The organism is Geodermatophilus sp. SYSU D01106 (genome assembly GCF_054049995.1).
The window spans coordinates 98,153-122,389 of record NZ_JBJGYM010000003.1 but is presented as its reverse complement, the minus strand read 5'-3'; the positions used below and the strand labels follow the sequence as shown (position 1 = coordinate 122,389).

Here is a 24,237-nt window from a genome sequence, read left to right as displayed (position 1 = left end):
GGGGAGTCCCCCCGATGGGGTGAGCGGCGGCGCCCCGCGCTGTTCCGGCCCGCCCGCGGTGCCGACACCGGGACTGTGGACAGACGGACCAGGTGGCTGCTCGCGGCTGCCGTGCCCGCCGCGGCGGCGTGCGTGCTCGCCGCGCTCGTCCCGCCGCTGACCCCGCTCGGCGACGCCGTCGCCGCCCTCGCCGGGGTGGCGACGGCGGCCGTGCTGTTCGCGACGAGCCGCTCGGGTGCGGCCGGCGACCGGCCGTGGCGGCTGCTCGCCCTCGCCCCGCTGTTCCCCGTCCTCGCGCTCGCGGTGGGCGCGGTCGTGCAGCCGGAGACGGTGCTGCAGCAGGTCGTCCTGCGCTGGCTGCCCACCGTGCCCGGCTACGCCGTCACCGTCGTCGCGCTGCTGCACATGGCCGGGCGCTCCGGCCTGCGCCGCACCTGCTCGCGCACGTCGCTCGAGCTGGCGCTGTTCGGCACCGCCGCGGTCGTGGTCATGCAGCTGCTGCTGGTCGGCCCGGGCAACAGCTGGGCCGGCCTGACCGTCGGCGCCCAGCTGGTGCTCGGCGCCGCCGTCGCCGCGACCGGCGCGGTCATGGCCGCCGCGCTCACCGTCCTCGGCTCCGTGGCGGCGCACCGCCAGGGGATGGCCGCCGTCCTGCTCGGCGGCCTGGTGCTGCTGTGCCTGGGCCGCGGCACCGCCACCTCCGCCGCGCTGCTCGGCGCGCCCCACCTCGTCGCCGCCACCCGGATCGCCGTGGTGCTCGGGCTGGCGCTGGTCGTGCTGGCCCGCCTCCGCGACGCCGCCGCCTCCTCCTCGACCGGCGCCGCCAGCGGCCGCGCCGTCCAGCTGCGGTCGGTCCTGCCCCAGCTCGCGCTCGTCGCCGTGGTCGGCGTCGTCGTCGGCCCGCTCGCGTTCGGCGTCCGGCCCACCCGGGTCACCCTCGCCGGCGCGCTGCTGTGCGTGGCCCTGTCGGCGGCGCACCGCTGGGTCACCGCCCGCGAGGACCACCAGCGCGGCGCCCGCCTGCGCTCGGACGAGGCGTACTTCCGCAAGCTCCTGCAGTCCACCCGCGAGGCCGTGCTCGTCCTCGACCGCCGGCTGCGCGTCGGCTGGGCCTCCGCGGCGCTGGCCGACCTGCTGGGCACCACGCCCGCCGAGCTGGCCGGCCGCGACCTGCTCACCGGCGGCACCGCCCGCCCCGGCACCGTCGACCCCGCCGACGCCGCCGCGCTGCGCCGGCTGCTCGCCGGCCCCGCCGGGGCGCCCGGCCTGCTGACCCTCCGCGTCCGCACCGCCGACGGCGGCACCCGGCACCTGGAGGCCAGCGTCGCCGACCTGCGCGACGAGGCCGCGGTCGGCTCCGTCGTGCTGCACTGCCGGGACGTGACCGAGCGCGAGGCCCGCGAGCGCGCGCTGGCCGAGGTCGCCTACACCGACGCCCTGACCGGCCTGCCCAACCGGGCCGGCTGGGAAGCCGCACTGGCCGGCACGGGCGCCGGCCACGCCGTGCTGCTCGTCGACGTCCGCGGGCTCGACGACGTCCGCGAGCACGCCGGCCGCGACACCGTGACCACCGTCCTGGTCGAGCTCGGCCGCCGGCTGCGCGCCACCACCCGCGGCGAGGAGGTCGTGGCCCGCACCGTGGGCGGCACCTTCGGCATCCTCGCCGAGGGCGACGCCGACACCGCCGCGCTGCTCGCCGACCGCTGCCTCGCCGTGCTCGAGCAGCCGGTGACCACGCCCGCGGGCGTCTTCGACCTCACCGCAGACGTCGGCGTCGTCGTCGTCGAGGACGGCCTCGACGTCGCCGGGCTGACCGCGCGCGCCGAGCTCGCCGTCGCCGCCGCGCGCACCTCCGGCCGGGCCCGGGCGACCGTGTGGACCCCGGAGCTCGGCGCGGCCGCGGCCCGCCGGGACCGGCTGCGCGAGGACGTCGCCGGAGCCGCCGCGCGCGGGGAGCTGTGGCTGGCGTTCCAGCCGATCGTGTCGATGGGGGAGCAGCGGGTGACCGGCGTCGAGGCGCTGCTGCGCTGGCGGCACCCCGACCTCGGCGAGGTCCCGCCGCGAGAGTTCGTGCCCGTCGCCGAGCGGGCCGGCGTCATCGCCGACCTGCAGCGCTGGGCCCTGCGGGAGGCCACGACCACCGTCGCCGCGCTGCCCGCCGTCGACGGCGTCCCGCTGCGGCTGGGCGTCAACATCTCCGCCGCGCACGTCGCCGCCCGCACCCTGGTCGACGACGTCGCGGGCGCCCTGCGCTGCTCCGGCCTCGGGCCCGAGCGGCTGGTCCTCGAGATCACCGAGGCCACCGTGCGCGCGGCCGGCACCGCCGTCGACGGCGACATCGCGGCGCTGCGCCTCATGGGCGTGCACGTGGCCCTCGACGACTTCGGCACCGGTTCCTCCTCGCTGCTGCACCTGACCCGGCTGCCGATCGACGTCGTCAAGCTCGACCGCGCGTTCGTCTCCCGCGTCGACCGCGACCGCGACAGCCGCGCGCTGTGCGAGTCGATGGTCACCATCGGCCGCTCGCTCGGTCTCGACGTCGTCGCCGAGGGCGTGGAGACGCCGGCCCAGCTCGGCGTGCTGCGCGGTCTCGGCGTCGGCTTCGCGCAGGGCTTCCTGCTCGCCCGCCCGCTGCCGGCCGCCGACCTGGCGCAGGTCCTGCGCGAGAACGCCGGCGCGCTGTGGCCGGGGCTGGTCGGCTCCTCGGCCGGCCCGGCCGCGACCTTGATCGCCGGGGAGACCGCCGACTCCTCCGCCCTGCGGGAGGCGTCCGGTGCCTGACGCCGCCAGCCGCGCCGTCGTCGTCCTGCTCGCCGTCCTCGGCGCCGGCACCACCGCGCTGCAGCTGTCCGGGGCGCAGGAGGCCGGCCGGCTCGTCCCGGCGGCGCTCGCGCTCGGCTCCGGCGCTGCCGCCGCCGTGCTGGCCCGCCGCGCCGCCCGCCTGCCCCGGACCGCCCGCCGGCCCTGGCAGGCGCTCGCGGCCGCCGGCGCGCTGCTCGCGCTCGGCCAGGTGCTCGCCCTCGCCCGGCCCGACCGCGACATGAGTGCCGGCGGGGTCGAGGACCTGCCCGCCCTGCTCGCCGTCCCGGTCGCGGTGTCGGCCGCCGTGCTGCTCCTGCCGCCGCGGGCCGAGCGCCGGCTGGGCACCCGCGTGGTGCTCGACGGCCTCGTCGTCACCATCGCCGTCGCGCTGCTCGGCGACGTCCTGCTCGCCGACCTGCTGGCCGCCGTCCGCGGCCCCGCCGAGGGCCTGATCGCCGTCGGCTACCCGCTGGTGGGCGCCGTCCTGTGCGGCATCGGCCTGGTCACCCTCACCGCGGTGTCGGAGGACCGCCGCCGCGCGGCCGGCTGGCTGCTCGCCTCCTTCGTGGCGATGGCCGTCGTCGCCCTCGGCGGCGCGGCCGGCCGCACGGCCGAGGGCGCCGCCCCGGTCGCCGGGGTGGTCACCGTGCTCGCGTGGCTCGCCATGCTCGGCACCGCCCTGGGTGCGGCCGCCGCCGACCGTCCCGTGCCGGCCGCCGACTTCCCGCCGGGGTCCCGGCGGGCGCTGCCCCTGCGCGGCGGCGTGCTCGCCCACGGCGCCGCGACCGCCGCGCTGGTCGGGCTGACCGCCGGCGTCGTCGCGGGGCGGCCGCTGCAGGCCGCCGAGGCCGGCGCCGCCACCGTCCTGCTGCTGCTGGCCGCGGTCCGCACCCTGTCCTGGGTGCTCGACGCCGCCCGGCTCACCCGCCGCCTCGAGCGCACCGAGGGCTGGTTCCGCGCGCTGGTGCACAGCGGCGACGCCGTCACCGTCGAGCTCGACGCCGCCGGCCGGGTGACCTCGGCGACCGGCGCGGTCGAGGCCCAGCTCGGCCGCCCCGAGGAGGACCTCCGCGGACGCCTGCTCGTCGGGCTGCTGCACGAGGAGGACCGCGACCTCGTCGTCCGGGTCGCCGCGGCCCTGCGCGACGGCGCCCCCGACGGCCTGCCCGCCACCGGCCGGCTGCGCACCGCCGACGGCGCGTGGCGCGAGGTCGAGGTGTCCGGTGCCGCCCGCACCGGCGGCCGCCGCACCGGCGACGGGCTGGTGCTGCACCTGCGCGACGTCACCGAGCGCCGCGCCAGCCACCGCGAGCTCGAGCGGCTGGCCTACACCGACTCGCTCACCGGCCTGCCCAACCGCGCCCGGTTCATGGCCGCCCTCGACGGCGCCCTCGCCCGCGCCGGCCGCGGCGCCCGCGCCTGCGTGCTGCTCGTCGACCTCGACGGCTTCAAGGCCGTCAACGACCTCGCCGGCCACGACGCCGGGGACCGGCTGCTGGTCGAGGTCGCGGCCGCACTGCGCGCCGAGGCGCGCGGCACCGACCTGGTGGCCCGGCTCGGCGGCGACGAGTTCGCCCTCGTCGTCGACGGCGGCCCCGACGAGGCCCTCGCCCTGGCCGAGCGGCTGGTCGCGGAGCTCGACCGCACGAGCCGGCACGCCGCGCCGGGGGAGCCGGAGACCGCGGGCCCCGTGCTGCGGGTGTCGGCCAGCGTCGGCGTCACCGAGGTGCTGTCCGGCGCGGACGCCTCGGCCACCGTGCGGGAGGCCGACCTCGCGCTGCGCACCGTCAAGGCGCAGGGCAAGAACGGCGTCCGGGCGTCGGGGGAGGCCCTCGTCGAGGAGTCCGCCCGCCGCAGCCGGCTGGCCCGCGACCTGCCCGGCGCCATCGCCCGCGGCGAGCTGCGGATGGTCTACCAGCCGGTCGCCGGCGCGGAGGAGCGGCGCGTCCTCGGCGTCGAGGCGCTGGTGCGCTGGGACCACCCCGAGCTCGGCCCCGTGCCGCCGGAGGAGTTCATCGGCCTGGCCGAGGACGACGGGCTCATCGTGCCGCTGCAGCGCTGGGTGCTCGCGACCGCCACCGCCGAGCACGCCTGCCTCGTCGCCGGCGGCCGCGACCTCAAGCTCGGCGTCAACATCTCCGTGCGCCACCTGCAGGCCCGCTGCCTGGTCGAGGACGTCACCCGCGCGCTGGAGCGCTCCGGCCTGCCGGCGCACCTGCTCATGGTCGAGGTCACCGAGAGCGTCCTCATGGACGACGACGAGCGGCTGCTGGCCGAGCTCGCCGAGCTGTCCGCGCTGGGCTGCGTGGTCTCCCTCGACGACTTCGGCAAGGGCTACTCGTCGCTGGCCTACCTCGCCCGGCTGCCCGTGCAGGTGCTGAAGATGGACCGCGGGTTCGTCTCCGGCATCGACACCGACCCGCGCGTCGCCGCCCTCGTCGGCAGCGTCGTCGACCTCGGCCGCACGCTCGGCATGGACGTCGTCGCCGAGGGCGTGGAGACCCGCGCCCAGCTCGAGGTGCTCACCGCGCTGGGCTGCCGCTTCCTGCAGGGCTGGCACATCGGCCGGCCGGTGCCCGCCGCGGACCTGCCCGCCCGGGTCGACGGGTTCGACCCGGCCCTGGTCGGCGGCCCCGAGGCGGTCGCCGTCCCGTAGCGGGCGCGGAGCGTCGTCCCAGGTTCCGCTCGACACGGTCCCACGGTGTGGGACGGGCTGGTTGACGTCCCGACGGCGGAGGCGCACAGTGTGGTCGTGCCCTCCGCCTGCCTGCTCCTCGTACTCGCCTAGCGCGCCGGTCGCCCGACCGACGCGCTGACCCCTCCGTGCCCGTGGCACGAGGGGTTTTTTGTTGCCCGAGCAGGCACCCGACCGCACCCTCCCCGCACGTCCGGCCCAGGAGACGCCCCCCATGACCACGACCCCGAGCGAGTCCGCCACCCGAGAGGCCGCCGAGGCGCTCACCGGTGTCGAGACGACGGCCCGCTCGATCGCCGAGTCCGCTCACCTGCCCGCGACCGGCATCACCGGCGCCCAGAGCCTGGTCCGCTCGCTCGAGGCGGTCGGCGTCGACGTGGTGTTCGGCATCCCCGGCGGGGCGATCCTGCCGGCCTACGACCCGCTGTTCGACTCCCGCGTGCGCCACGTCCTGGTCCGCCACGAGCAGGGCGCCGGCCACGCCGCCACCGGGTACGCGCAGGCCACCGGCCGGGTCGGCGTCTGCATGGCCACCTCCGGCCCGGGCGCGACCAACCTGGTCACCCCGCTCGCCGACGCCTACATGGACTCGGTCCCGATCGTCGCGATCACCGGGCAGGTGCCCAGCGCCGCGATCGGCACCGACGCCTTCCAGGAGGCCGACATCCGCGGCATCACGATGCCGATCACCAAGCACAACTTCCTGGTCACCGACCCCGCCGAGATCCCACAGCGGATCGCCGAGGCCTTCCACCTCGCCGCCACCGGCCGCCCCGGGCCGGTCCTGGTTGACATCCCCAAGGACGTGCTGCAGGCGCGCACCGACTTCGCCTGGCCGCCGCGGCTGGACCTGCCCGGCTACAAGCCGACCACCCGCCCGCACGGCAAGCAGGTCCGCGAGGCCGCCGCGCTGATCGCCGGCGCCCGCCGCCCGGTCCTCTACGTCGGCGGCGGCGTGCTCAAGGCCTCCGCCACCGCGGAGCTCGCCGAGCTGGCCGAGCTCACCGGCGCGCCCGTCGTCACCACGCTCATGGCCCGCGGCGCCTTCCCCGACAGCTCGCCGCAGCACCTGGGCATGCCGGGCATGCACGGCACCGTCGCCGCCGTGACCGCGCTGCAGAAGGCCGACGTCCTCGTCGCCCTGGGCGCCCGCTTCGACGACCGCGTCACCGGCCAGCTGTCGACCTTCGCGCCCGGTGCCCTGGTCGTGCACGCCGACATCGACCCGGCCGAGATCGGCAAGAACCGCAAGGCCGACGTGCCGATCGTCGGCGACGCGAAGGAGACGATCGCCGAGCTGGTGACCGCCCTGCGCGCCGAGCACGAGGCCGGCCGGCGCGCCGACCTCACCGCCTGGTGGACCCAGCTCGACGACTGGCGCGACCGCTACCCGCTCGGCTACGACTGGCCCGAGGACGGCTCGCTGTCGCCGCAGTACGTCATCGAGCGGCTCGGCGCGATCGCCGGCCCCGACGCGATCTACACCTCCGGCGTCGGCCAGCACCAGATGTGGGCCGCGCAGTTCATCCGCTACGAGAAGCCGGGCACCTGGCTCAACAGCGGCGGCGCCGGGACGATGGGCTACGCCGTCCCCGCGGCCATGGGCGCCAAGTACGGCTGCCCCGACACCACGGTGTGGGCGATCGACGGCGACGGCTGCTTCCAGATGACCAACCAGGAGCTCGCCACCTGCGCGATCGAGGGCATCCCGGTCAAGGTCGCCGTCATCAACAACGGCAACCTCGGCATGGTCCGGCAGTGGCAGACCCTCTTCTACGAGGGCCGCTACTCCAACACGCGGCTGCACGCGCGCAACGCCGACGGCACGCCCAAGCCGGTGCGCATCCCCGACTTCGTCGCGCTCGCCGAGGCGCTCGGCTGCGTCGGCCTGCGCTGCGAGTCGAAGGACGACGTCGACGCCGTCATCGAGAAGGCCATGGCGATCACCGACGCCCCGGTGGTCATCGACTTCGTCGTCGGCGCCGACGCCCAGGTGTGGCCGATGGTCGCCGCGGGCGCCAGCAACGACGACATCCTGGCCGCGCGCGACCTGCGGCCCGTCTTCGGAGAGGACCAGGTCTGACGAAGGACCCCGTTCCTCCCCACCACTCGCACGCTCGCGGCGGGCCCCTGGAACGGGGCCGGACCGCGGATCGGAAGAAGGTCCCCCGATGACCCGCCACACCCTGTCGGTCCTCGTCGAGAACAAGGCCGGCGTCCTGGCCCGCGTCTCGGCGCTGTTCAGCCGGCGCGCGTTCAACATCGAGTCGCTCGCCGTCGGCCCGACCGAGAACCCCGACCTGTCCCGCATGACGATCGTCGTCGACGCGGAGTCCGCCCCCCTGGAGCAGGTGACCAAGCAGCTGAACAAGCTCGTCGAGGTCATCAAGATCGTGGAGCTGGACGGCGGCGCCGCCGTCCAGCGCGAGCTGCTGCTGGTCAAGGTCCGCGCGCCGCTGGCCGAGCGGACCACCGTGCTCCAGACCGCGGAGCTCTTCCGCGCCCGCGTCGTCGACGTCAACACCGACACGGTGACCCTCGAGGCCACCGGGACCCCCGACAAACTGCAGGCCCTGCTCGCGGTCCTCGCCCCGCTCGGCATCAAGGAGATGGCCCAGTCGGGCACCGTCGCCCTGGGCCGCGGACCGCGCTCGATGAGCGGCGCCGGTACCTTGCGGCCGGTCGACCGCACCGCCTGACGAAGGACCCCCTCGCCCCCCACCGCTCGCGCGCTCGCGGCGGGACCCTGCGAGGGGGCCGTTCCATCCACTCACCTGAACCGACCGAAGGAGCACCACCGCATGGCCGCCGAGATCTTCTACGACGACGACGCCGACCTGTCGATCATCCAGGGGCGCACCGTCGCCGTCATCGGCTACGGCAGCCAGGGGCACGCGCACGCCCTCTCGCTGCGCGACTCGGGGGTCGACGTCCGGGTGGGCCTGCCCGAGGGGTCGAAGAGCCGGGCCAAGGCCGAGGCCGAGGGCCTGCGGGTCGTCACCCCGTCCGAGGCCGCCGCCGAGGCGGACCTGATCATGATCCTGGCGCCCGACCACGTGCAGCGGACCCTCTACACCGAGTCGATCGAGCCCAACCTGCAGGACGGCGACGCGCTGTTCTTCGGCCACGGCTTCAACATCCGGTTCGGCTACGTCAAGCCCCCGGCCGGCGTCGACGTCGCGATGGTCGCCCCCAAGGGCCCCGGCCACCTCGTGCGCCGCGAGTTCGAGAACGGCAAGGGCGTGCCCTGCCTGGTCGCCGTCGAGCAGGACGCGAGCGGGCAGGCCCTGCAGCTCGCGCTGTCCTACGCGAAGGCCATCGGCGGCAGCCGCGCCGGCGTCATCAAGACGACGTTCGCCGAGGAGACCGAGACCGACCTGTTCGGCGAGCAGGCCGTCCTCTGCGGCGGCGCGAGCGCGCTGATCACCGCCGGCTTCGAGACCCTCACCGAGGCCGGCTACCAGCCCGAGATCGCGTACTTCGAGTGCCTGCACGAGCTCAAGCTGATCGTCGACCTCATGTACGAGGGCGGCATCGCCAAGCAGCGCTGGTCGGTGTCGGACACCGCCGAGTACGGCGACTACACCTCCGGCCCGAAGGTCATCGACGCCCGCGTCAAGGAGTCGATGAAGGAGGTCCTCGCCGCGATCAAGGACGGCTCCTGGGCCGCCGCCTTCATCGCCGACCAGGACGCCGGCGCGCCGGACTTCAGGCGTCGCCGCGCCGAGGCCGAGGCGCACCCGATCGAGGAGACCGGCCGCAAGCTGCGCGGCCTGATGAGCTGGGTGTCGAGCTCCGACGACTACACCGGCACCGCCGCCCGCTCGTAGTCCCCGCACACGGGAACGGCCCCCGCTGCCCGAGGGCAGCGAGGGCCGTTCCCGTACGTACGGGGATCAGTAGCTGATGCCGCGCGAGGCGTAGTACTGCCGGGCCTGCGGCTGGCGCAGCAGCGCCACGACGACGACCGGCAGGATGAACCCGAGCAGGCCGTTGGCCGCCGAGGCGCCGTCGCTGATCAGCGACAGGAGCAGCGAGATCACGTTGATCCCGATGGCCACGTAGCTGATGAGCAGCAGCAGCCGGGGCGACTTGCCCTGCAGCGTCTGGATGCCGCCGACGAGCAGGCCGATCGACAGCGCGGTCGACAGGAGCACGAGCAGCCCCACCACCGCGTTGATCTGGAAGGCCAGCGACAGGCTGATGATCCCGAACAGCGTGCCGAGGCCACCCCAGACGATGCCGACGACCGCGGCGCCGGTGACGACGCCCGGGCGCCTGCCGGCCGGCGCGCCGTAGGGGGAGGGGCCGCCGAAGCCGCCCGGCTGCTGGCCGTACGGCTGCGGCTGGCCGTAGGGCTGCTGGCCGTACGGCTGCTGCTGGCCGTAGCCGGGCTGCTGGCCGTAGGGCGGCTGACCCGGCGCGGGCTGGCCCCCGTAGGGGGAGTCCTTGTCGAAGCTGGGACCTGTCATGGGGTTCCTTCCGGGAGAGCCGGCGCGCCGGGTCGGCGGTCGACGGCGGAGTGTAGGGGCCTGCGGGGGCCCGGGTCGTCGCCCGGGCGGGGGATCGGTGCAGGTCAGGGGCGCGAGGTCCGGCGCGGGAGGTCAGGCGCGGGGCCGGCTGAGGAACTCCCGGGACGCCGGCCGGTTGAGCAGCACGACGACGCCCGCGCCGGCCGCCGCCAGGACCAGCGGCCACACGGCGAGCGTGCCGTCCAGGACCGAGGTGACGACCCCCAGCAGCGACAGAGCGGCGACCGCCACCCCGCCGGCCGCGAGGAGGCGGCCGCCCCGCCCGGTCAGCGCCTGGACGCCGCCCGCCACGCACAGCACGGTGATGCCGAGCCAGACGGCCGCGATCGCGGCGAGGACGCCGTCGGCCCGGGCCGCCGAGAACAGCAGCGCCGCGTACAGCAGGGCCCAGAGGCCGAGCAGGAAGCCGAGCAGCGTCGCGACGAGCAGCGGGGCCGGGCGCGGGACGGGACGCCCGCCCCGCCCCGGCCCGTCCCGGCCCGGCGTCCCCGCGGACATCGTCAGCGGCCGCGCCGGGCGCGGTGCGCGGCGAAGAACGCGGCGGCCGGCTTCAGCGACAGCAGGACGACGATCGCCAGCGCGGCGAGGAAGAACAGCAGGCTGGTGATGATCCCGCCGGCCCCCGCGGTGTCGGCGTCGGACAGGTTGCCGATGAAGCCCAGCAGGGTGAACGCCAGCGCGATCGAGCCGCCGACGAGGAGCATCACCCGGCTGCGGCCGGACAGCGCCCAGACCGAGCCCCAGATCATGACGACGGTCCAGATCAGCACCACCAGGCCGAAGGCCAGGATCACCCCGCCGACGGCGCCGGCGACGGCGCCGAAGCCGGGGATCTCGTCGTCGATCCCGTTGCCCGCGCCGCTGGCCACGGCCCCGGCGAAGACCAGCAGGAAGCTCAGCAGCACGCCGATGGCGCCGAAGACGAAGCCGAGGACCGCCGCCGTCACCACGCCGCCGGGCTTGGCCGGCACCGCGCCGGCGCCGTACTGCTGGGCGTAGCCGTACTGGCCGTACTGCTGGTCCTGGCCGTACTGGCCGTACTGCTGGGGCTGCTGGCCGTACCCCTGCCCGTATCCCTGCTGCCCGTAGCCCTGCTGGCCGTACTGCTGGGGCTGCTGGCCGTACCCCTGCTGGCCGTACTGCTGGCCGTAGGGCTGGGTCTGGCCGTAGCCCTGCTGCTGCCCGTACTCCTGGCCGTAGCCCTGCTGGCCCTGCTGCTGGCCGTACTGCTGGCCCTGGGGCTGCCCGCCGTACGGGCCCGCCTGCTGGGGGTCCTGGGAACCGCCCTGGCCGGAGGCCGAGGCCCCGCCGCTGTCCTTGCTGAAGTCGGTCATGGTCTCCTCCGGGTCGCCGGCCGGTGCCGGCTGGTCGCGGCCAGGATGCGGGGCACCCCTACCCACATCAAGCGAGCCACCCGGCGGGGGCCGGTGCTGGGGCCCGTGGGGCGCCGCGTGCCCGCCCCGTGACCCCTCCCCGTGCCCGCCCCGTGACCCCGCCCGTGCCGGTGCCCGTGACCTGCGCGTCCCTAGGCTCTACCCCCGTGAACCGGAGCGCGCCCGTCGTCCTCATCGCCGAGCAGCTGGCGCCGAGCGTCCTGGAGGTGCTCGGCACCGACGTGGAGATCCGCCACGTCGACGGCGCCGACCGCGCGGCCCTGCTCCCGGCCCTCGCCGACGCGGCCGCGGTGCTGGTCCGCAGCGCCACGCGCATCGACGCCGAGGCCCTCGCCGCCGCCCCCGGGCTGAAGGTCGTGGCCCGCGCCGGCATCGGCCTGGACAACGTCGACGTCGCCGCGGCCACCGAGCGCGGCGTCCTGGTGGTCAACGCCCCGACGTCGAACATCGTCAGCGCCGCCGAGCACGCCGTCGCCCTGCTGCTGGCCGCCGCCCGGCAGATCCCGGCCGCCGACGCGTCGCTGCGCGAGGGCCGGTGGGCGCGGTCGCGGTTCATGGGCGTCGAGGTCACCGGGAAGGTCGTCGGCGTCGTGGGGCTGGGCCGCATCGGCCAGCTCGTCGCGCAGCGGCTGGCCGCCTTCGGCACCACGCTGATCGCCTACGACCCCTACATCCAGCCCGGCCGTGCCGCGCAGCTCGGCGTCCGCATGGTGTCGCTGGAGGAGCTGCTCCGCGAGGCCGACTTCATCACCGTCCACCTGCCGAGGACGCCGGAGACCCTCGGGCTCATCGGTGCCGCGGAGCTGGCCACCACCAAGCGCGGCGTGATCGTGGTCAACGCCGCCCGCGGCGGGCTGGTCGACGAGGCGGCGCTCGCCGACGCCCTGCGCTCGGGCCAGGTCGCCGCCGCCGGGCTCGACGTCTTCGCCACCGAGCCCACCACCGACAGCCCGCTGTTCGGCCTGCCCAACACCGTCGTCACCCCGCACCTGGGGGCCTCCACCACGGAGGCGCAGGACAAGGCCGGCACCGCCGTCGCCCACTCGGTCCGCCTGGCGCTGCAGGGCGAGTTCGTGCCCGACGCGGTCAACGTGCAGGCCGGCGGCGTCGTCGCCGAGGACGTGCGTCCCGGCCTGCCGCTGGCCGAGCGGCTGGGCACCGTGTTCACCGCCGTCGCCGGCGGGCTCGCGCAGTCCCTCACCGTCGACGTGCGCGGCAAGCTCGCCGAGTTCGACGACTCGGTGCTGCAGCTGGCCGTGCTCAAGGGCGTCTTCGCCGACGTCGTCGAGGAGCAGGTCACCTACGTCAACGCGCCGCTGCTGGCCGGGCAGCGCGGCCTGGAGGTGGGCCTGACCAGCGACGTCGAGAGCCCCGACTACCGCAACCTCGTCCGGGTGCGCGGCGCGATGGCCGACGGCCGCGAGGTGTGCGTCTCCGGCACCCTGTTCGGCAAGAACCAGGTGCCCAAGCTGGTCGAGGTCGACGGCTTCGACATGGACCTCGACCTGTCCGGGCACCTGCTGTTCTTCCTCTACACCGACCGGCCCGGCGTCGTCGGCGCCGTCGGCGCGGCGCTGGGGGAGGCCGGGGTCAACATCGCCGGTGCCCAGGTCAGCCGCACCACGCGCGGCGGCGAGGCGCTCATGGCCGTCGTCGTCGACAGCCCGGTCGCCCCCGAGCTGCTCGCCGGGATCGCCGGCCGCATCGGAGCGCGCGAGGCCCGCTCCGCCGACCTCGACCCCCGCTGACCTAGGGTCCTCGCCATGCGCCTGGCTGTGATCGCGGGAGACGGCATCGGCCCGGAGGTCGTCTCCGAGGGCCTCAAGGTCCTCGGGGCGGTCGCCCCCGGCCTCGAGACGACGCCCTACGACCTGGGCGCCGCCCGCTGGCAGCGCACCGGCGAGCTGCTGCCCGACAGCGTGCTCGACGAGCTGCGCGGGCACGACGCGATCCTGCTCGGCGCCATCGGCGACCCCAGCGTGCCGCCGGGCATCCTCGAGCGCGGGCTGCTGCTCCGGCTGCGCTTCGAGCTCGACCACCACGTCAACCTGCGGCCGGCCAAGCTCTACGACGGCGTCCGCAGCCCGCTCGCCGAGCCCGGCGAGATCGACATGCTGTGCGTGCGCGAGGGCACCGAGGGCCCCTACGTCGGCAACGGCGGCGTCCTGCGCCGCGACACCCCGCACGAGGTGGCCACCGAGGTCAGCCTCAACACCGCGTTCGGCGTCGAGCGGGTGGTCCGCTACGCCTTCGAGCGGGCCACGGCCCGGCCGCGCCGGCACCTCACGCTCATCCACAAGACCAACGTGCTCACCCACGCCGGGTCGCTGTGGTCGCGGACCGTCGAGGAGGTGGCCGCCGAGTTCCCCGAGGTCACCGTCGCCTACCAGCACGTCGACGCCGCGTCGATGTTCTTCATCACCGACCCGGGCCGCTACGACGTCATCGTCACCGACAACCTCTTCGGCGACATCGTCACCGACGTCGCCGCCGCGGTCACCGGCGGCATCGGCCTCGCCGCCAGCGGCAACCTCGACGCCTCCGGCACCAACCCGTCGATGTTCGAGCCGGTGCACGGCTCCGCGCCCGACATCGCCGGGCAGGGCATCGCCGACCCGACGGCGACCGTGCTGTCGGTGGGCCTGCTGCTCGACCACCTCGGCCACGCCGACCTCGCCCGCAAGGTGAACGCCGCCGTCGCCTTCGACCTGTCCACCCGCGACCCGCGCGCCCAGGTGCGCACCGCGGAGGTCGGCGACCGGCTCGCCGCCCTCGCGGGAGGCTGACGGGGCTGAGCGGCGCGTCGCCGCGGGGTTAGACTCCGCGGCGATGCACGTCCCCGGCACCACCCTCATCATCGTCTAGCGCGCGGTCAGCACCCCCGACCGCGCGCCGACCTCCCGTTCCCGGGGGGTCTTCTTCGTGTGAGGGGCCTGATCGGCGTCGAACCCCCGGGAGAGCCCGTGGCCACCGACCTCGGCACCGACCTGCACGTCTTCGACACGACGCTCCGCGACGGCGCCCAGCGCGAGGGGATCAGCTTCTCCGTCGCGGACAAGCTCGCCGTCGCGCGGCTGCTCGACGAGATCGGCGTCGGCTACATCGAGGGCGGCTGGCCGGGGGCGCTGCCCAAGGACACCGAGTTCTTCGCCCGCGCGCGCACCGAGCTCAAGCTGCGGCACGCGGTGCTCGTGGCGTTCGGCGCCACCCGCAAGGCCGGCGTCCGGGTGGAGGACGACCCGCAGGTGAGGGCCCTGCTCGACGCCGAGACGCCGGTGGTCTGCCTGGTCGCGAAGTCCGACGTCCGGCACGTCCGCGACGCGCTGCGCACCACGCTCGAGGAGAACCTCGCGATGGTCGCCGACACCGTGGCCCACCTCGTCGCGCACGGCCGGCGCGTGTTCGTCGACTGCGAGCACTTCTTCGACGGGTACGCCGCCGACCCGGACTACGGCGTCGCGGTGCTGCGGGCGGCGTTCGGCGCGGGCGCGGAGGTCGGCGTCCTGTGCGACACCAACGGCGGCATGCTGCCGATGGGCGTGGGCCGGGTCGTGGCCGACGTGCGCTCGCGGGTCGAGGGGCGGCTGGGCATCCACTGCCAGGACGACACCGGCTGCGCGGTCGCCAACTCGCTGGCCGCCGTCGAGGCCGGCGTGACGCACGTCCAGGGCACCGCCAACGGCTACGGCGAGCGGGCGGGCAACGCCGACACGTTCGCGCTGGTCGCCAACCTGGTGACCAAGATGGGGCTGCCCGTGGTGCCCGCGGAGTGCCTGGCCGAGCTGCAGCGGGTCAGCCACGCGATCGCCGAGCTCGCCAACATCGCGCCCGACGACCACCAGCCCTTCGTCGGGGCGTCGGCGTTCGCGCACAAGGCCGGCCTGCACGCCAGCGCCATCAAGGTCAGCCCCGAGCTCTACAACCACCTCGACCCGGCCGTCGTCGGCAACGACATGCGCATCCTGGTCACCGAGATGGCCGGCCGGGCGTCGGTCGAGCTCAAGGGCCGCGAGCTCGGCGTCGACCTCGACGGGCACGCCGAGGTCGTGGGCCGCGTCGTCGACCGGGTGAAGGTGCTGGAGGCCGACGGCTGGTCGTTCGAGGCGGCCGACGCCTCCTTCGAGCTGCTGCTGCGCTCGCAGCTGCCCGGGGCGCCGGCGCCGCTGTTCCGGCTGGAGAGCTACCGGACGACGGTCGAGCACTGGGGCAACGGCGTGGTCGTCAGCGAGGCGACGGTGAAGGTGCACCTGCCCAACGACGACGGCAGCTCCGAGCGGGTCATCAGCACCGCCGAGGGCAACGGCCCGGTCAACGCGCTGGACAACGCGCTGCGCCAGGCGCTGGTCGGCCGCCACCCCGGCCTCGCCGACGTCTCGCTGGCCGACTACAAGGTGCGCATCCTCGGCTGGAAGGGCGGCACGAGCGCCACCACGCGGGTGCTGGTCGACAGCACCGACGGCGTGGGGGAGTGGACCACCGTCGGCGTCCACGACAACATCGTCGAGGCCTCCTGGCACGCGCTGGTCGACGCGCTCACCTACGCCGTCCACTGCCGCTAGGCCTCCCCGGCCCGACAGCGTGCGCTGAGGTGCGGTCCCGGAGGCCCTGCCCGCACCTCGGCGCACGGTGTCGCCGTCCGTCCACAGATCGGGCGGTGGATCGTCCGCCCGCGCGTCCGGCCCGCAGGGTCGCGGGCATGGACGTGGACCTCGTCGTCGGCCCCGCGGGCTGGGCCACCCGCGCGGAGCTGCTCCGGCACGTCAGCGCACGGACCCTCTCCACCTGGGTCACCCGCGGCCGGCTGGTCCGGCTCGCGCCCGGCGTGCTGGCCACCCCGGTGGCGGCGCAGCGGTGGCGGGTGCGGGTGGCCGCGGCGCTGGCCGGTCGCGGCGCCGTCGCCAGCCACGGGACGGCGCTGGCGCTGTGGCAGCTCCTCCCGCCGCCGCCCGGCCCGGTGCACGTGACGGTCGCGGACGGCCGCAGCGCGCGCGGGCCGGCCGGCGTGGTGGTGCACCGGAACGCGGCGGCGGTCGCCGACCGGCGCCGGGCGGGCGGCTTGCCGGTGACGTCGGTCGAGCGGGCCGTCGTCGACGCCTGGGGCGCCGGCCCGCCGACGCGCACCGACGTCCGCGCCGCCGCGATCACCGCCGTCCGGCAGCGGCTCTGTCGGCCCGCCGACCTGGCGTACGAGCTGGAGCGGAGCACCCGGCTGCGAGGGCGGGCCGAGCTCGCGGCGCTGGTCGGCCTGCTGGCAGACGGCTGCCGCAGCGAGCTGGAGATCTGGGGCTGCCTGCGGGTGCTGCGCGCGCCGGGCATGCCGCCGTTCACGCAGCAGCGCCGGCTCGCGGTGCGCGGCGAGACCTTCTTCCTGGACGCCGCCTACGACGACGCGCAGCTCGCGGTCGAGATGGACGGTGCCGCCTGGCACGGCTCGAGGGACCAGCGCGAGTCCGACATCCGCCGCGACTCGCTCGTCGCGACCGCCGGCTGGCAGACCCTGCGGTACGGCTACCGCCGGCTCACGACAGCGCCCGACGAGTGCCGGCGCGACGTCCTCGCGGTGTACCGGGCCCGGCGGCGGCTGCTGGGTGGCGACAGCGTGCGCTGAGGTGCAGCGACCGGGTCTCGCAGTGCACCTCCGCGCACGCTGTCGCCCGCCGGCGGATCAGGTGCGGGGCTGGACCTCGCCCATCGGGCCGAAGCCGGGCACCGACGGTTCGTCGACGTAGATGATCTGCGGCTGCTCGGCCACGAGGTCCGACATCCAGTCGAAGGCGGCCTTCGCGTGCGGGGTGGCCACGTGCGAGGCGCCGGCGTCGGAGTCCCGGAAGCCCTCGATGCAGACGAAGGTGTTCGGGTCGAGCACGCTGCGCGACCACTCGAAGAACAGGCTGCCCTCCTCGGCGTTCACCGCCGCGGCGTACTCGTCGGCCTTGGCCCGGAACTCGTCGATCCTGTCCGGCCGGACGGGGAACTTGATGACGATCAGGATCACGGGACTCTCCTCGGGTCGGGGGTCACAGCGGGTCGAGACGGCGGCTCAGCAGGCAGAACGGGTTGCCCTCCGGGTCGGCGAGCACGTGCCAGGACTCCTCGCCGGTCTGGCCGACGTCGGCGCGCGTGGCCCCGAGGCCGAGCAGCCGCTGCAGCTCGGCGTCCTGGTCGCGGTCGGTGGCGTTGACGTCGAGGTGCAGGCGCGGCTTCGCGGGCTCCCAGTGCTCCACCGGGGTGAAGACCAGCGTGGGCGCCGGGCCACCGAAGCCGGCCTCCGGGCCGATCTCCACGGCGCCGTCCTCGTCGCGCCCGAGCACCCGGTAGCCGAGCACCTGCGCCCACCAGGCGGCGAGCGCCTCGGGGTCCCGGCTGTCGACGACGATCTCGCTCAGGCGGCAGGCCACACCGGTCACCGTAGGGCGGGCGGCGGGCCCGCGCGGGGTCAGTAGCCTCGACCTCGTGCGCATCGTCCGCTTCGCCTCGCCCTCGGGCATGTCCTTCGGAGTCCTCGACGGCGACGGCCAGGTCGCCCAGATCGAGGGCCACCCGTTCGGCACCATCTCCTTCACCGGCCAGCGCTTCGCCCAGGCCGACGTCCGGCTGCTCTCGCCGATCCTGCCGAGCAAGGTCGTCTGCGTCGGCAAGAACTACGCCGACCACGTCAAGGAGATGAACACCGGCGACGCCCCCGAGCGCCCGCTGCTGTTCCTCAAGCCCTCGACGTCGGTCATCGGCCCCGGCGACGCCATCCGCATCCCGGCCGGCAGCACCAACGTGCACCACGAGGTCGAGCTCGCCGTCGTCATCGGCGCCCGCGGCGCCCGCAACCTCACCCCGGAGCAGGTCCCGGGCAGCGTCTTCGGCTACACCATCGGCAACGACGTCACCGAGCGGGACATGCAGAAGGCCGACGGGCAGTGGACCCGCGCCAAGGGCTTCGACTCGTTCTGCCCGCTCGGCCCGTGGATCGAGACCGACCTGCGCGGCCTGGGCAAGGACCCGGCCGACCTCGAGATCACCTGCACCGTCGACGGCGAGCGGCGCCAGGCCGGGCGCACCAGCCAGCTGCTGTTCGACGTCCCCACGCTGGTCTCCTACATCTCGCAGGTCATGACGCTGCTGCCCGGCGACGTCGTGCTCACCGGCACCCCGGCGGGCGTCGGCCCGATCCGGCCCGGCCAGCGCGTCGAGTGCGCGATCGAGGGCCTGGGCTCGCTGACCAACGGCGTCAGCGGCGCCGACACCGCCTCCACGGCGGGCGGCGCGCGATGACGGGCGTCCGCACCCGCTTCTGCCCCTCGCCGACGGGCATGGTGCACGTCGGCCTGCTGCGCACCGCACTGTTCAACTGGGCGCACGCGCGGCACACCGGCGGCGCGTTCGTCTTCCGCATCGAGGACACCGACGCCGCCCGCGACTCCGAGGAGTCCTACCGGCACCTGCTCGACAGCCTGCGCTGGCTCGGCCTGGACTGGGACGAGGGCCCCGAGGTCGGCGGGCCGCACGGCCCCTACCGGCAGTCCGAGCGCTCGGAGGTCTACCGCGAGGTCGCCGGGAAGCTGCTCGAGGCCGGGCACCTCTACGAGTCCTTCTCCACCAACGAGGAGGTCGAGGCGCGGCGCCTGGCCGCCGGGCAGGACCCCAAGCTCGGCTACGACAACGCCGACCGGTTCCTCACCGACGCGCAGAAGGCCGCCTTCCGCGCCGAGGGCCGCGAGCCGGTGCTGCGGCTGCGGATGCCCGACGAGGACCTCGCCTGGACCGACCTCGTGCGCGGCGAGGTGCGCTTCGCCGCCGGCTCGGTGCCCGACTTCGTCGTCGTCCGGGCCAACGGCGCGCCGCTGTACCCCTTCGTCAACCCCGTCGACGACGCCCTGATGGGCATCACCGACGTGCTCCGCGGCGAGGACCTGCTGCCCTCCACGCCCCGCCAGCTCGCGCTCTACGCCGCGCTGCAGGACGTCGGGGTCGCCGCCGGCACGCCGCGCTTCGGCCACCTGCCCTACGTCACCGGCGAGGGCAACAAGAAGCTGTCGAAGCGCGACCCCACGTCCAACGTCGACGTCTACCGCGAGCGCGGCTTCCTGCCCGAGGGCTTCGCCAACTACCTGGCGCTGCTGGGCTGGTCGATCGCCGAGGACCGCGACGTGTTCTCGATGGCCGAGATGACCGCGGCCTTCGACGTCACGCGGGTGAGCGCCAACCCCGCACGCTTCGACGTCAAGAAGGCCGAGGCGATCAACGCCCAGCACGTGCGGGCGCTGCCCGCCGACGACTACGTCGCCGCGGTGCTGCCGGTCCTCGCCGGCGCCGGGCTGGTCGCCGACCCGCCCACGGCCGAGCAGGAGCGGGTGCTGCGGGCCATCGCGCCGATGGCCCAGGAGCGCACGGTCGTGCTGTCCGACGTCGTCGGGCTGCTCGGCTTCCTGTTCACCGAGGACGTCGAGGTCGACCCCGCCGCCGCGGCGAAGAACCTGCGGCCCGAGGACGGCGAGGTGCTCGCCGCCGCGGCCGCCGCGCTGCGCGACCTGCCCGGGTGGAGCACGCCGGCGATCGAGCAGGCGCTCAAGGACGCCCTCGTCGAGGGGCTGGGCCGCAAGCCGCGCCAGGCGTTCGGGCCGGTGCGGGTGGCGCTCAGCGGCCGCACGGTGTCCCCGCCGCTCTACGAGTCGATCGAGCTGCTCGGCCGGGAGCGGACGGTGCGTCGCCTCGAGGCCGCCCGCGAGCTGACCTCGCGCTGATGACCGCCCCCGAGGGCCCGGCGCCCTGGGCCGCAGACGAGCCGTACACCGGCCCGCCGCCCACCGGGCCCTACGCGGCGCCGCCGCGGGTGCCCGGGCTCCTCGGCGCGGATGCCCCGCACTGGGCCGGCGCGCCCGCCGGCCCGGTGCCGTGGCCGCTCGGCCCGGTGCCCCTGCCCCCGGGCCCGCACGGGCCGGCCGGCCCGGGGCCGCTGCCGGTGCCGGTGCCGGTGCCGCACGGCGCGTACCCGCCCGGCGCGTTCGGGCCGGGGCCGCTGCCGCCGGGGCTCCGGCTGGCGCCGCCGCCGGGCACCCCGCCGCACGACGAGCCGGTGCCCTTCCTGCGGGCCATGCGCTCGCGGGACTGGGCGTGGTGGCGGCCGCTGCTGGGCCTGCTGCTGTTCGTCGTCGCCTACTCGGTGGCCGCGTTCGTCGTCGTGCTGCTGGTGCTGCTCACCGGCATCGAGCCCGACCTCGCGCTGCTCGACCTGGTCGACCCCGGCGTGCTGCTCGTGACCAACCTCTCGCTGATCGTCGCGATCCCGATCGTCTGGCTGCTGTGGGCCGTCGCGCACGGGATGCGCCCGGGCTGGTCGTCGTCGGTGCTGGCGCGGCTGCGCTGGCGGCTGTTCGCCCCGTACACGCTGCAGGCGCTGGCCACCCTCGGCGTCGGGATCGCCCTGTCGGTCGTGCTCGGCTTCGCGTTCGGCGACGCCGAGGCCACCGGGCCGGTCGACGACCTGCTCTGGCTGCTGCTCGTCGTGGTGCTCACCACGCCGCTGCAGTCGGCGGCCGAGGAGTACGTGTTCCGCGGCTACCTGAGCCAGGCGGTGGCCGGCTGGGTCCGCGACCCGCGGGCGGGGGCGCTGACGGCGGCGGTGCTGACCGCGGCGCTGTTCTCGCTGGCGCACGCGCCCGGCGACGTCGCCACCTTCCTCGACCGGTTCGCCTTCGGCCTGGCCGCCTCGGCGGTCGTGTGGCTGACCGGCGGGCTGGAGGCGGCGATCGTGCTGCACGCGGTCAACAACGTGCTGGTCTTCCTGCTGGCCGGCTCGCTCGGCGACGGCGTGGCCACCCAGGAGCTCCCCGCCGGCATCGGGCTGCTGTCGCTGGCGGTCTCGCTGGTGGCCATGGGCGCCTACGTGGCGCTGGTGGCGACCTCCCGCCGGCGGCTCCGCCCGGAGGTGCTCACCCCCGCCCTCGACCTGCGCGCCCCCGCCCGCGACCCGCGGGCCGGGGGGTGGTGACACGTCCCGCGGGGACGTCGGGTATCGTTTACCCCGGCGCCGCGAGGTGCCGGCCAAGACCTTGGGGTATGGGGTAATTGGCAGCCCGACGGATTCTGGCTCCGTTAGTCTAGGTTCGAGTCCTGGTACCCCAGCGAGGAAGCACCACCTCCTCAGCACCACAGCACGACCAGCACCACCGCACGGCCCCGTCGTCTAGCGGCCCAGGACGCCGCCCTCTCACGGCGGTAGCGAGGGTTCGAATCCCTTCGGGGCTACGCACCGAGAGCCCCCGGTCCCCGGACCGGGGGCTCTCGCCGTTCCCGGGCCCCTGCCACGGGGCGGGCGCCGTGGTGTGGCAGAATCGTGCTCGTCCGGCCCCGTCGTCTAGCGGCCCAGGACGCCGCCCTCTCACGGCGGTAGCGAGGGTTCGAATCCCTTCGGGGCTACACCACAGCAGGGCCCCCGGCTCCCCGGCCGGGGGCCCTGCTGCGTTCCCGGACCCCCCGAGTGGCCCATGATCGCCAGCGGACGTAGCGTTCCCGGGGCCCCTCCTCGGGCCGGGAACGGAGGCGCGGCAACGGTGAACCGGACGACTCGCCGGCTGGCGGACGGCCGGGAGATCCTCTACTTCGACGCCGACGGCAGCACCGCCGCCCACGACGCCGAGGACACGCGGGACCTCCCGCCGGTCAGCACCCGGTCGCAGCTGCGCCACGACGCGCTGCTCGGCGAGTGGGTCGTCGTCGCGGCGCACCGGCAGACACGCACCTTCCTGCCGCCGGCGGACCAGTGCCCGCTGTGTCCCTCCCGGCCCGGCCGGCCCAGCGAGGTGCCCGACAGCGACTACCAGGTCGTCGTCTTCGAGAACCGCTTCCCGTCGCTGGCCACCGGGGTCGACACCGACGTGCCGCCCACCGCCCCCGGCGCCCCGTTCGCCGAGCTGCGCCCCGGCTTCGGGCGCTGCGAGGTGGTGCTGTTCACCAGCGACCACGACCAGCACTTCGCCGGCCTCGGCCGCGACCGCGCCCGGCTGGTGGTCGACGTCTGGGCCGAGCGGACGGCGGAGCTGTCGGCGATCGACGGCGTCGAGCAGGTGTTCTGCTTCGAGAACTCGGGCGAGGAGATCGGGGTGACGCTCTCGCACCCCCACGGGCAGATCTACGCCTACCCGTTCGTGACCCCGCGCGTGGAGCGGGTGCTCGCCTCGGTGCGCCGGCACCGCGAGACCACCGGCGGCGACCTGTTCGCCGAGGTCGTCGAGGCCGAGCGCACCGGCCCGCGCGTGGTGGCCGCCAACGACTCCTGGGTCGCGTTCGTGCCCGCCGCGGCGCGGTGGCCCTACGAGGTACAGCTGTTCCCGACCCGCCGGGTGCCCGACCTGCCGGCCCTCCACGACGCCCAGCGCGACGACCTGGCCGCGATCTACCTCGACGTGCTCGGCCGGTTCGCGCACCGCTTCGACACCCCGATGCCCTACATCGCCTCCTGGAACCAGGCGCCGGTGCGGGAGGGCCGCGAGGACTGGTGGCTGCACCTGCAGCTGTTCTCGCTGCGCCGCGCGCCCGGGAAGCTCAAGTACCTGGCGGGCTCCGAGTCGGGCATGGGCGCGTTCATCACCGACACCAACCCCGAGGACGTCGCCGAGCAGCTGCGGGCGGTGGTCGTCCCGTGAGCGACGCACCGGCCGACGACGCGGCCGCGGCCGGCGCCGCCGCGGCGGCCTTCGCCGAGCGCTTCGGCGCCGCGCCCGAGGGCGTGTGGGCCGCGCCCGGCCGGGTGAACGTCATCGGCGAGCACACCGACTACAACGGCGGCTCGGTGCTCCCGGTCGCCCTGCCGCACACCGTCCGCGCCGCGGCCGCCCGCCGCGACGACGGCCGGCTGGTCCTCGTCTCCGCGCAGCACCCCGGCGAGGACGCCGACGTCGCGGTCGCCGACCTCACGCCCGGCACCCCCGGCGGCTGGGCCGGCTACCCGGCCGGGATCGTGGAGCAGGTGCGCGAGGCGGCCGCCGGCGGGCTGTCGCTGCTCGTCGACGGCGACGTGCCGGCCGGCGCGGGGCTGTCGTCGTCGGCGGCGCTGGAGTGCGCCGCGGCGCTCGCCGTGCGCGACCTGCTCGGCCTCGACTGGGGCCCCGACGACCTGGTCGACGTCGCCCGCCGGGCCGAGAACGACTTCGTCGGCGCCCCCACCGGCATCCTCGACCAGTCCGCCTCGGTGCTGTGCACCGCCGGTCACGCGCTGCACCTCGACACCCGCGACCGCTCCTGGGACCAGGTGCCGCTCGACCTCGAGGCCGCCGGGCTGGCGCTGCTCGTCGTCGACTCGGGCACCACGCACAGCCACGCCGAGAGCGGTTACGGCGAGCGCCGGCGGCAGTGCGAGGAGGCCGCGCGCCGCCTCGGCGTCGAGTACCTGTGCGACCTGCCCGGCACCGACGCGCTGGCCGCCCTCGACGACGGCACCGACGAGGGCGCGGTGCTGCTGCGCCGGGCGCGGCACGTGGTCACCGAGGACGCCCGCGTGGCCGAGGTGGTCGACCTGCTGCGCGCCGGCGCCGACCCGCGGGAGACCGGCCCGGTGCTCACCGCCGGGCACGCCTCGCTGCGGGACGACTTCGAGGTGTCGGTGCCCGAGCTCGACGCCGTCGTCGAGGCCGTGCTGGCCGCCGGCGCGTACGGCGCCCGGATGGTCGGCGGCGGCTTCGGCGGCAGCGCCGTCGCCCTGGTCGACGCCGGCGCCGTCGAGGCCGTGTCCGCCGCCGTCGCCGAGCGCGCCGGCGCCCCCCGTTCCTACGTCGTGGTCCCCGCAGCGGGGGCCCGGCGGCTGAGGTGACGCACAACCGAGTGG

At 75.7% G+C, this 24,237-nt stretch carries 19 protein-coding genes and 3 tRNA genes; 17 read left to right on the top strand and 5 right to left on the bottom strand.

What is annotated here, in order from left to right:
• The first annotated feature begins 75 nt into the window (after positions 1–75).
• The 5 genes from ACI78R_RS04465 (at position 76) to ilvC (ending at position 9,327) form a co-directional block, all read left to right on the top strand.
• Positions 76–2,781: a putative bifunctional diguanylate cyclase/phosphodiesterase gene (locus tag ACI78R_RS04465; RefSeq protein WP_457039797.1), complete on the top strand. Its 2,706-nt coding sequence runs from the start codon at positions 76–78 to the stop codon at positions 2,779–2,781.
• Positions 2,774–5,458: a putative bifunctional diguanylate cyclase/phosphodiesterase gene (locus ACI78R_RS04460; protein WP_457039796.1), complete on the top strand. Its 2,685-nt coding sequence runs from the start codon at positions 2,774–2,776 to the stop codon at positions 5,456–5,458. Before ACI78R_RS04465 ends, ACI78R_RS04460 begins: the two co-directional genes overlap by 8 nt.
• Positions 5,459–5,711: 253 nt before the next feature.
• Positions 5,712–7,580, top strand: a complete 1,869-nt coding sequence (locus ACI78R_RS04455) for an acetolactate synthase large subunit (RefSeq protein WP_073421764.1) — start codon at positions 5,712–5,714, stop codon at positions 7,578–7,580.
• 88 nt (positions 7,581–7,668) lie between these two features.
• Positions 7,669–8,196 carry an acetolactate synthase small subunit gene (gene ilvN / locus ACI78R_RS04450; RefSeq protein WP_073421765.1) on the top strand — a complete coding sequence of 176 codons (528 nt, stop codon included), beginning with the start codon at positions 7,669–7,671 and terminating at the stop codon, positions 8,194–8,196.
• A 102-nt stretch (positions 8,197–8,298) separates the two neighbouring features.
• Positions 8,299–9,327, top strand: coding sequence for a ketol-acid reductoisomerase (gene ilvC / locus ACI78R_RS04445; RefSeq protein ID WP_073421766.1), 1,029 nt, complete (start codon positions 8,299–8,301; stop codon positions 9,325–9,327).
• A 66-nt stretch (positions 9,328–9,393) separates the two neighbouring features.
• On the opposite strand, the gene ACI78R_RS04440 is transcribed toward ilvC, so the two are convergent.
• The 3 genes from ACI78R_RS04440 to ACI78R_RS04430 all read right to left on the bottom strand — a co-directional run bounded on the left by ACI78R_RS04440 (position 9,394) and on the right by ACI78R_RS04430 (position 11,363).
• The gene (locus ACI78R_RS04440) at positions 9,394–9,969 is read right to left on the bottom strand and encodes a hypothetical protein (protein WP_457039795.1); all 576 of its coding nucleotides are present in this window, start codon (positions 9,967–9,969) and stop codon (positions 9,394–9,396) included.
• Between the two features lie 132 nt (positions 9,970–10,101).
• Complete coding sequence (locus ACI78R_RS04435) at positions 10,102–10,527, bottom strand: hypothetical protein (RefSeq protein ID WP_457039794.1); 426 nt, start codon at positions 10,525–10,527, stop codon at positions 10,102–10,104.
• A gap of 2 nt (positions 10,528–10,529) precedes the next feature.
• Entirely contained in the window at positions 10,530–11,363 is an 834-nt protein-coding gene (locus tag ACI78R_RS04430; RefSeq protein WP_457039793.1) for a hypothetical protein, read from the bottom strand.
• Between the two features lie 206 nt (positions 11,364–11,569).
• Between ACI78R_RS04430 and serA the strand changes: the two genes are divergently transcribed.
• From serA to ACI78R_RS04410, 4 genes are all read left to right on the top strand, one after another.
• On the top strand, positions 11,570–13,171 hold the full coding sequence (gene serA / locus ACI78R_RS04425) for a phosphoglycerate dehydrogenase (RefSeq protein WP_457039792.1): 1,602 nt from the start codon (positions 11,570–11,572) through the stop codon (positions 13,169–13,171).
• A 15-nt stretch (positions 13,172–13,186) separates the two neighbouring features.
• The gene (locus ACI78R_RS04420) at positions 13,187–14,209 is read left to right on the top strand and encodes a 3-isopropylmalate dehydrogenase (protein WP_073421770.1); all 1,023 of its coding nucleotides are present in this window, start codon (positions 13,187–13,189) and stop codon (positions 14,207–14,209) included.
• 177 nt (positions 14,210–14,386) lie between these two features.
• Positions 14,387–15,982: a citramalate synthase gene (gene cimA, locus ACI78R_RS04415; protein ID WP_454552418.1), complete on the top strand. Its 1,596-nt coding sequence runs from the start codon at positions 14,387–14,389 to the stop codon at positions 15,980–15,982.
• 137 nt (positions 15,983–16,119) lie between these two features.
• The gene (locus ACI78R_RS04410; protein WP_457039791.1) at positions 16,120–17,031 is read left to right on the top strand and encodes a DUF559 domain-containing protein; all 912 of its coding nucleotides are present in this window, start codon (positions 16,120–16,122) and stop codon (positions 17,029–17,031) included.
• 57 nt (positions 17,032–17,088) lie between these two features.
• On the opposite strand, the gene ACI78R_RS04405 is transcribed toward ACI78R_RS04410, so the two are convergent.
• Together ACI78R_RS04405 and ACI78R_RS04400 are read right to left on the bottom strand one after the other, a co-directional pair.
• Entirely contained in the window at positions 17,089–17,418 is a 330-nt protein-coding gene (locus ACI78R_RS04405) for a putative quinol monooxygenase (RefSeq protein ID WP_073421772.1), read from the bottom strand.
• 22 nt (positions 17,419–17,440) lie between these two features.
• Positions 17,441–17,821 (bottom strand): VOC family protein, encoded by a 381-nt coding sequence (locus ACI78R_RS04400; protein ID WP_073421773.1) that lies wholly within the window; start codon positions 17,819–17,821, stop codon positions 17,441–17,443.
• 55 nt (positions 17,822–17,876) lie between these two features.
• Here ACI78R_RS04400 and ACI78R_RS04395 point away from each other — a divergent pair, with 55 nt between their 5' ends.
• The 8 genes from ACI78R_RS04395 (at position 17,877) to galK (ending at position 24,222) form a co-directional block, all read left to right on the top strand.
• Positions 17,877–18,689, top strand: a complete 813-nt coding sequence (locus ACI78R_RS04395; RefSeq protein WP_073421774.1) for a fumarylacetoacetate hydrolase family protein — start codon at positions 17,877–17,879, stop codon at positions 18,687–18,689.
• The gene (gene gltX / locus ACI78R_RS04390) at positions 18,686–20,158 is read left to right on the top strand and encodes a glutamate--tRNA ligase (protein ID WP_457039790.1); all 1,473 of its coding nucleotides are present in this window, start codon (positions 18,686–18,688) and stop codon (positions 20,156–20,158) included. Before ACI78R_RS04395 ends, gltX begins: the two co-directional genes overlap by 4 nt.
• Positions 20,158–21,405 carry a CPBP family intramembrane glutamic endopeptidase gene (locus tag ACI78R_RS04385; protein ID WP_457039789.1) on the top strand — a complete coding sequence of 416 codons (1,248 nt, stop codon included), beginning with the start codon at positions 20,158–20,160 and terminating at the stop codon, positions 21,403–21,405. The genes gltX and ACI78R_RS04385 overlap by 1 nt, the downstream gene beginning before the upstream one ends.
• 62 nt (positions 21,406–21,467) lie before the next feature.
• Positions 21,468–21,539, top strand: a tRNA-Gln gene (locus ACI78R_RS04380).
• 50 nt (positions 21,540–21,589) lie between these two features.
• Positions 21,590–21,662 (top strand) — tRNA-Glu (locus tag ACI78R_RS04375).
• Between the two features lie 98 nt (positions 21,663–21,760).
• Positions 21,761–21,833, top strand: a tRNA-Glu gene (locus ACI78R_RS04370).
• A gap of 134 nt (positions 21,834–21,967) precedes the next feature.
• Complete coding sequence (galT, locus tag ACI78R_RS04365; protein WP_457039788.1) at positions 21,968–23,059, top strand: galactose-1-phosphate uridylyltransferase; 1,092 nt, start codon at positions 21,968–21,970, stop codon at positions 23,057–23,059.
• On the top strand, positions 23,056–24,222 hold the full coding sequence (galK, locus tag ACI78R_RS04360) for a galactokinase (RefSeq protein ID WP_457039787.1): 1,167 nt from the start codon (positions 23,056–23,058) through the stop codon (positions 24,220–24,222). The genes galT and galK overlap by 4 nt, the downstream gene beginning before the upstream one ends.
• The last annotated feature ends 15 nt before the right edge of the window (positions 24,223–24,237 follow it).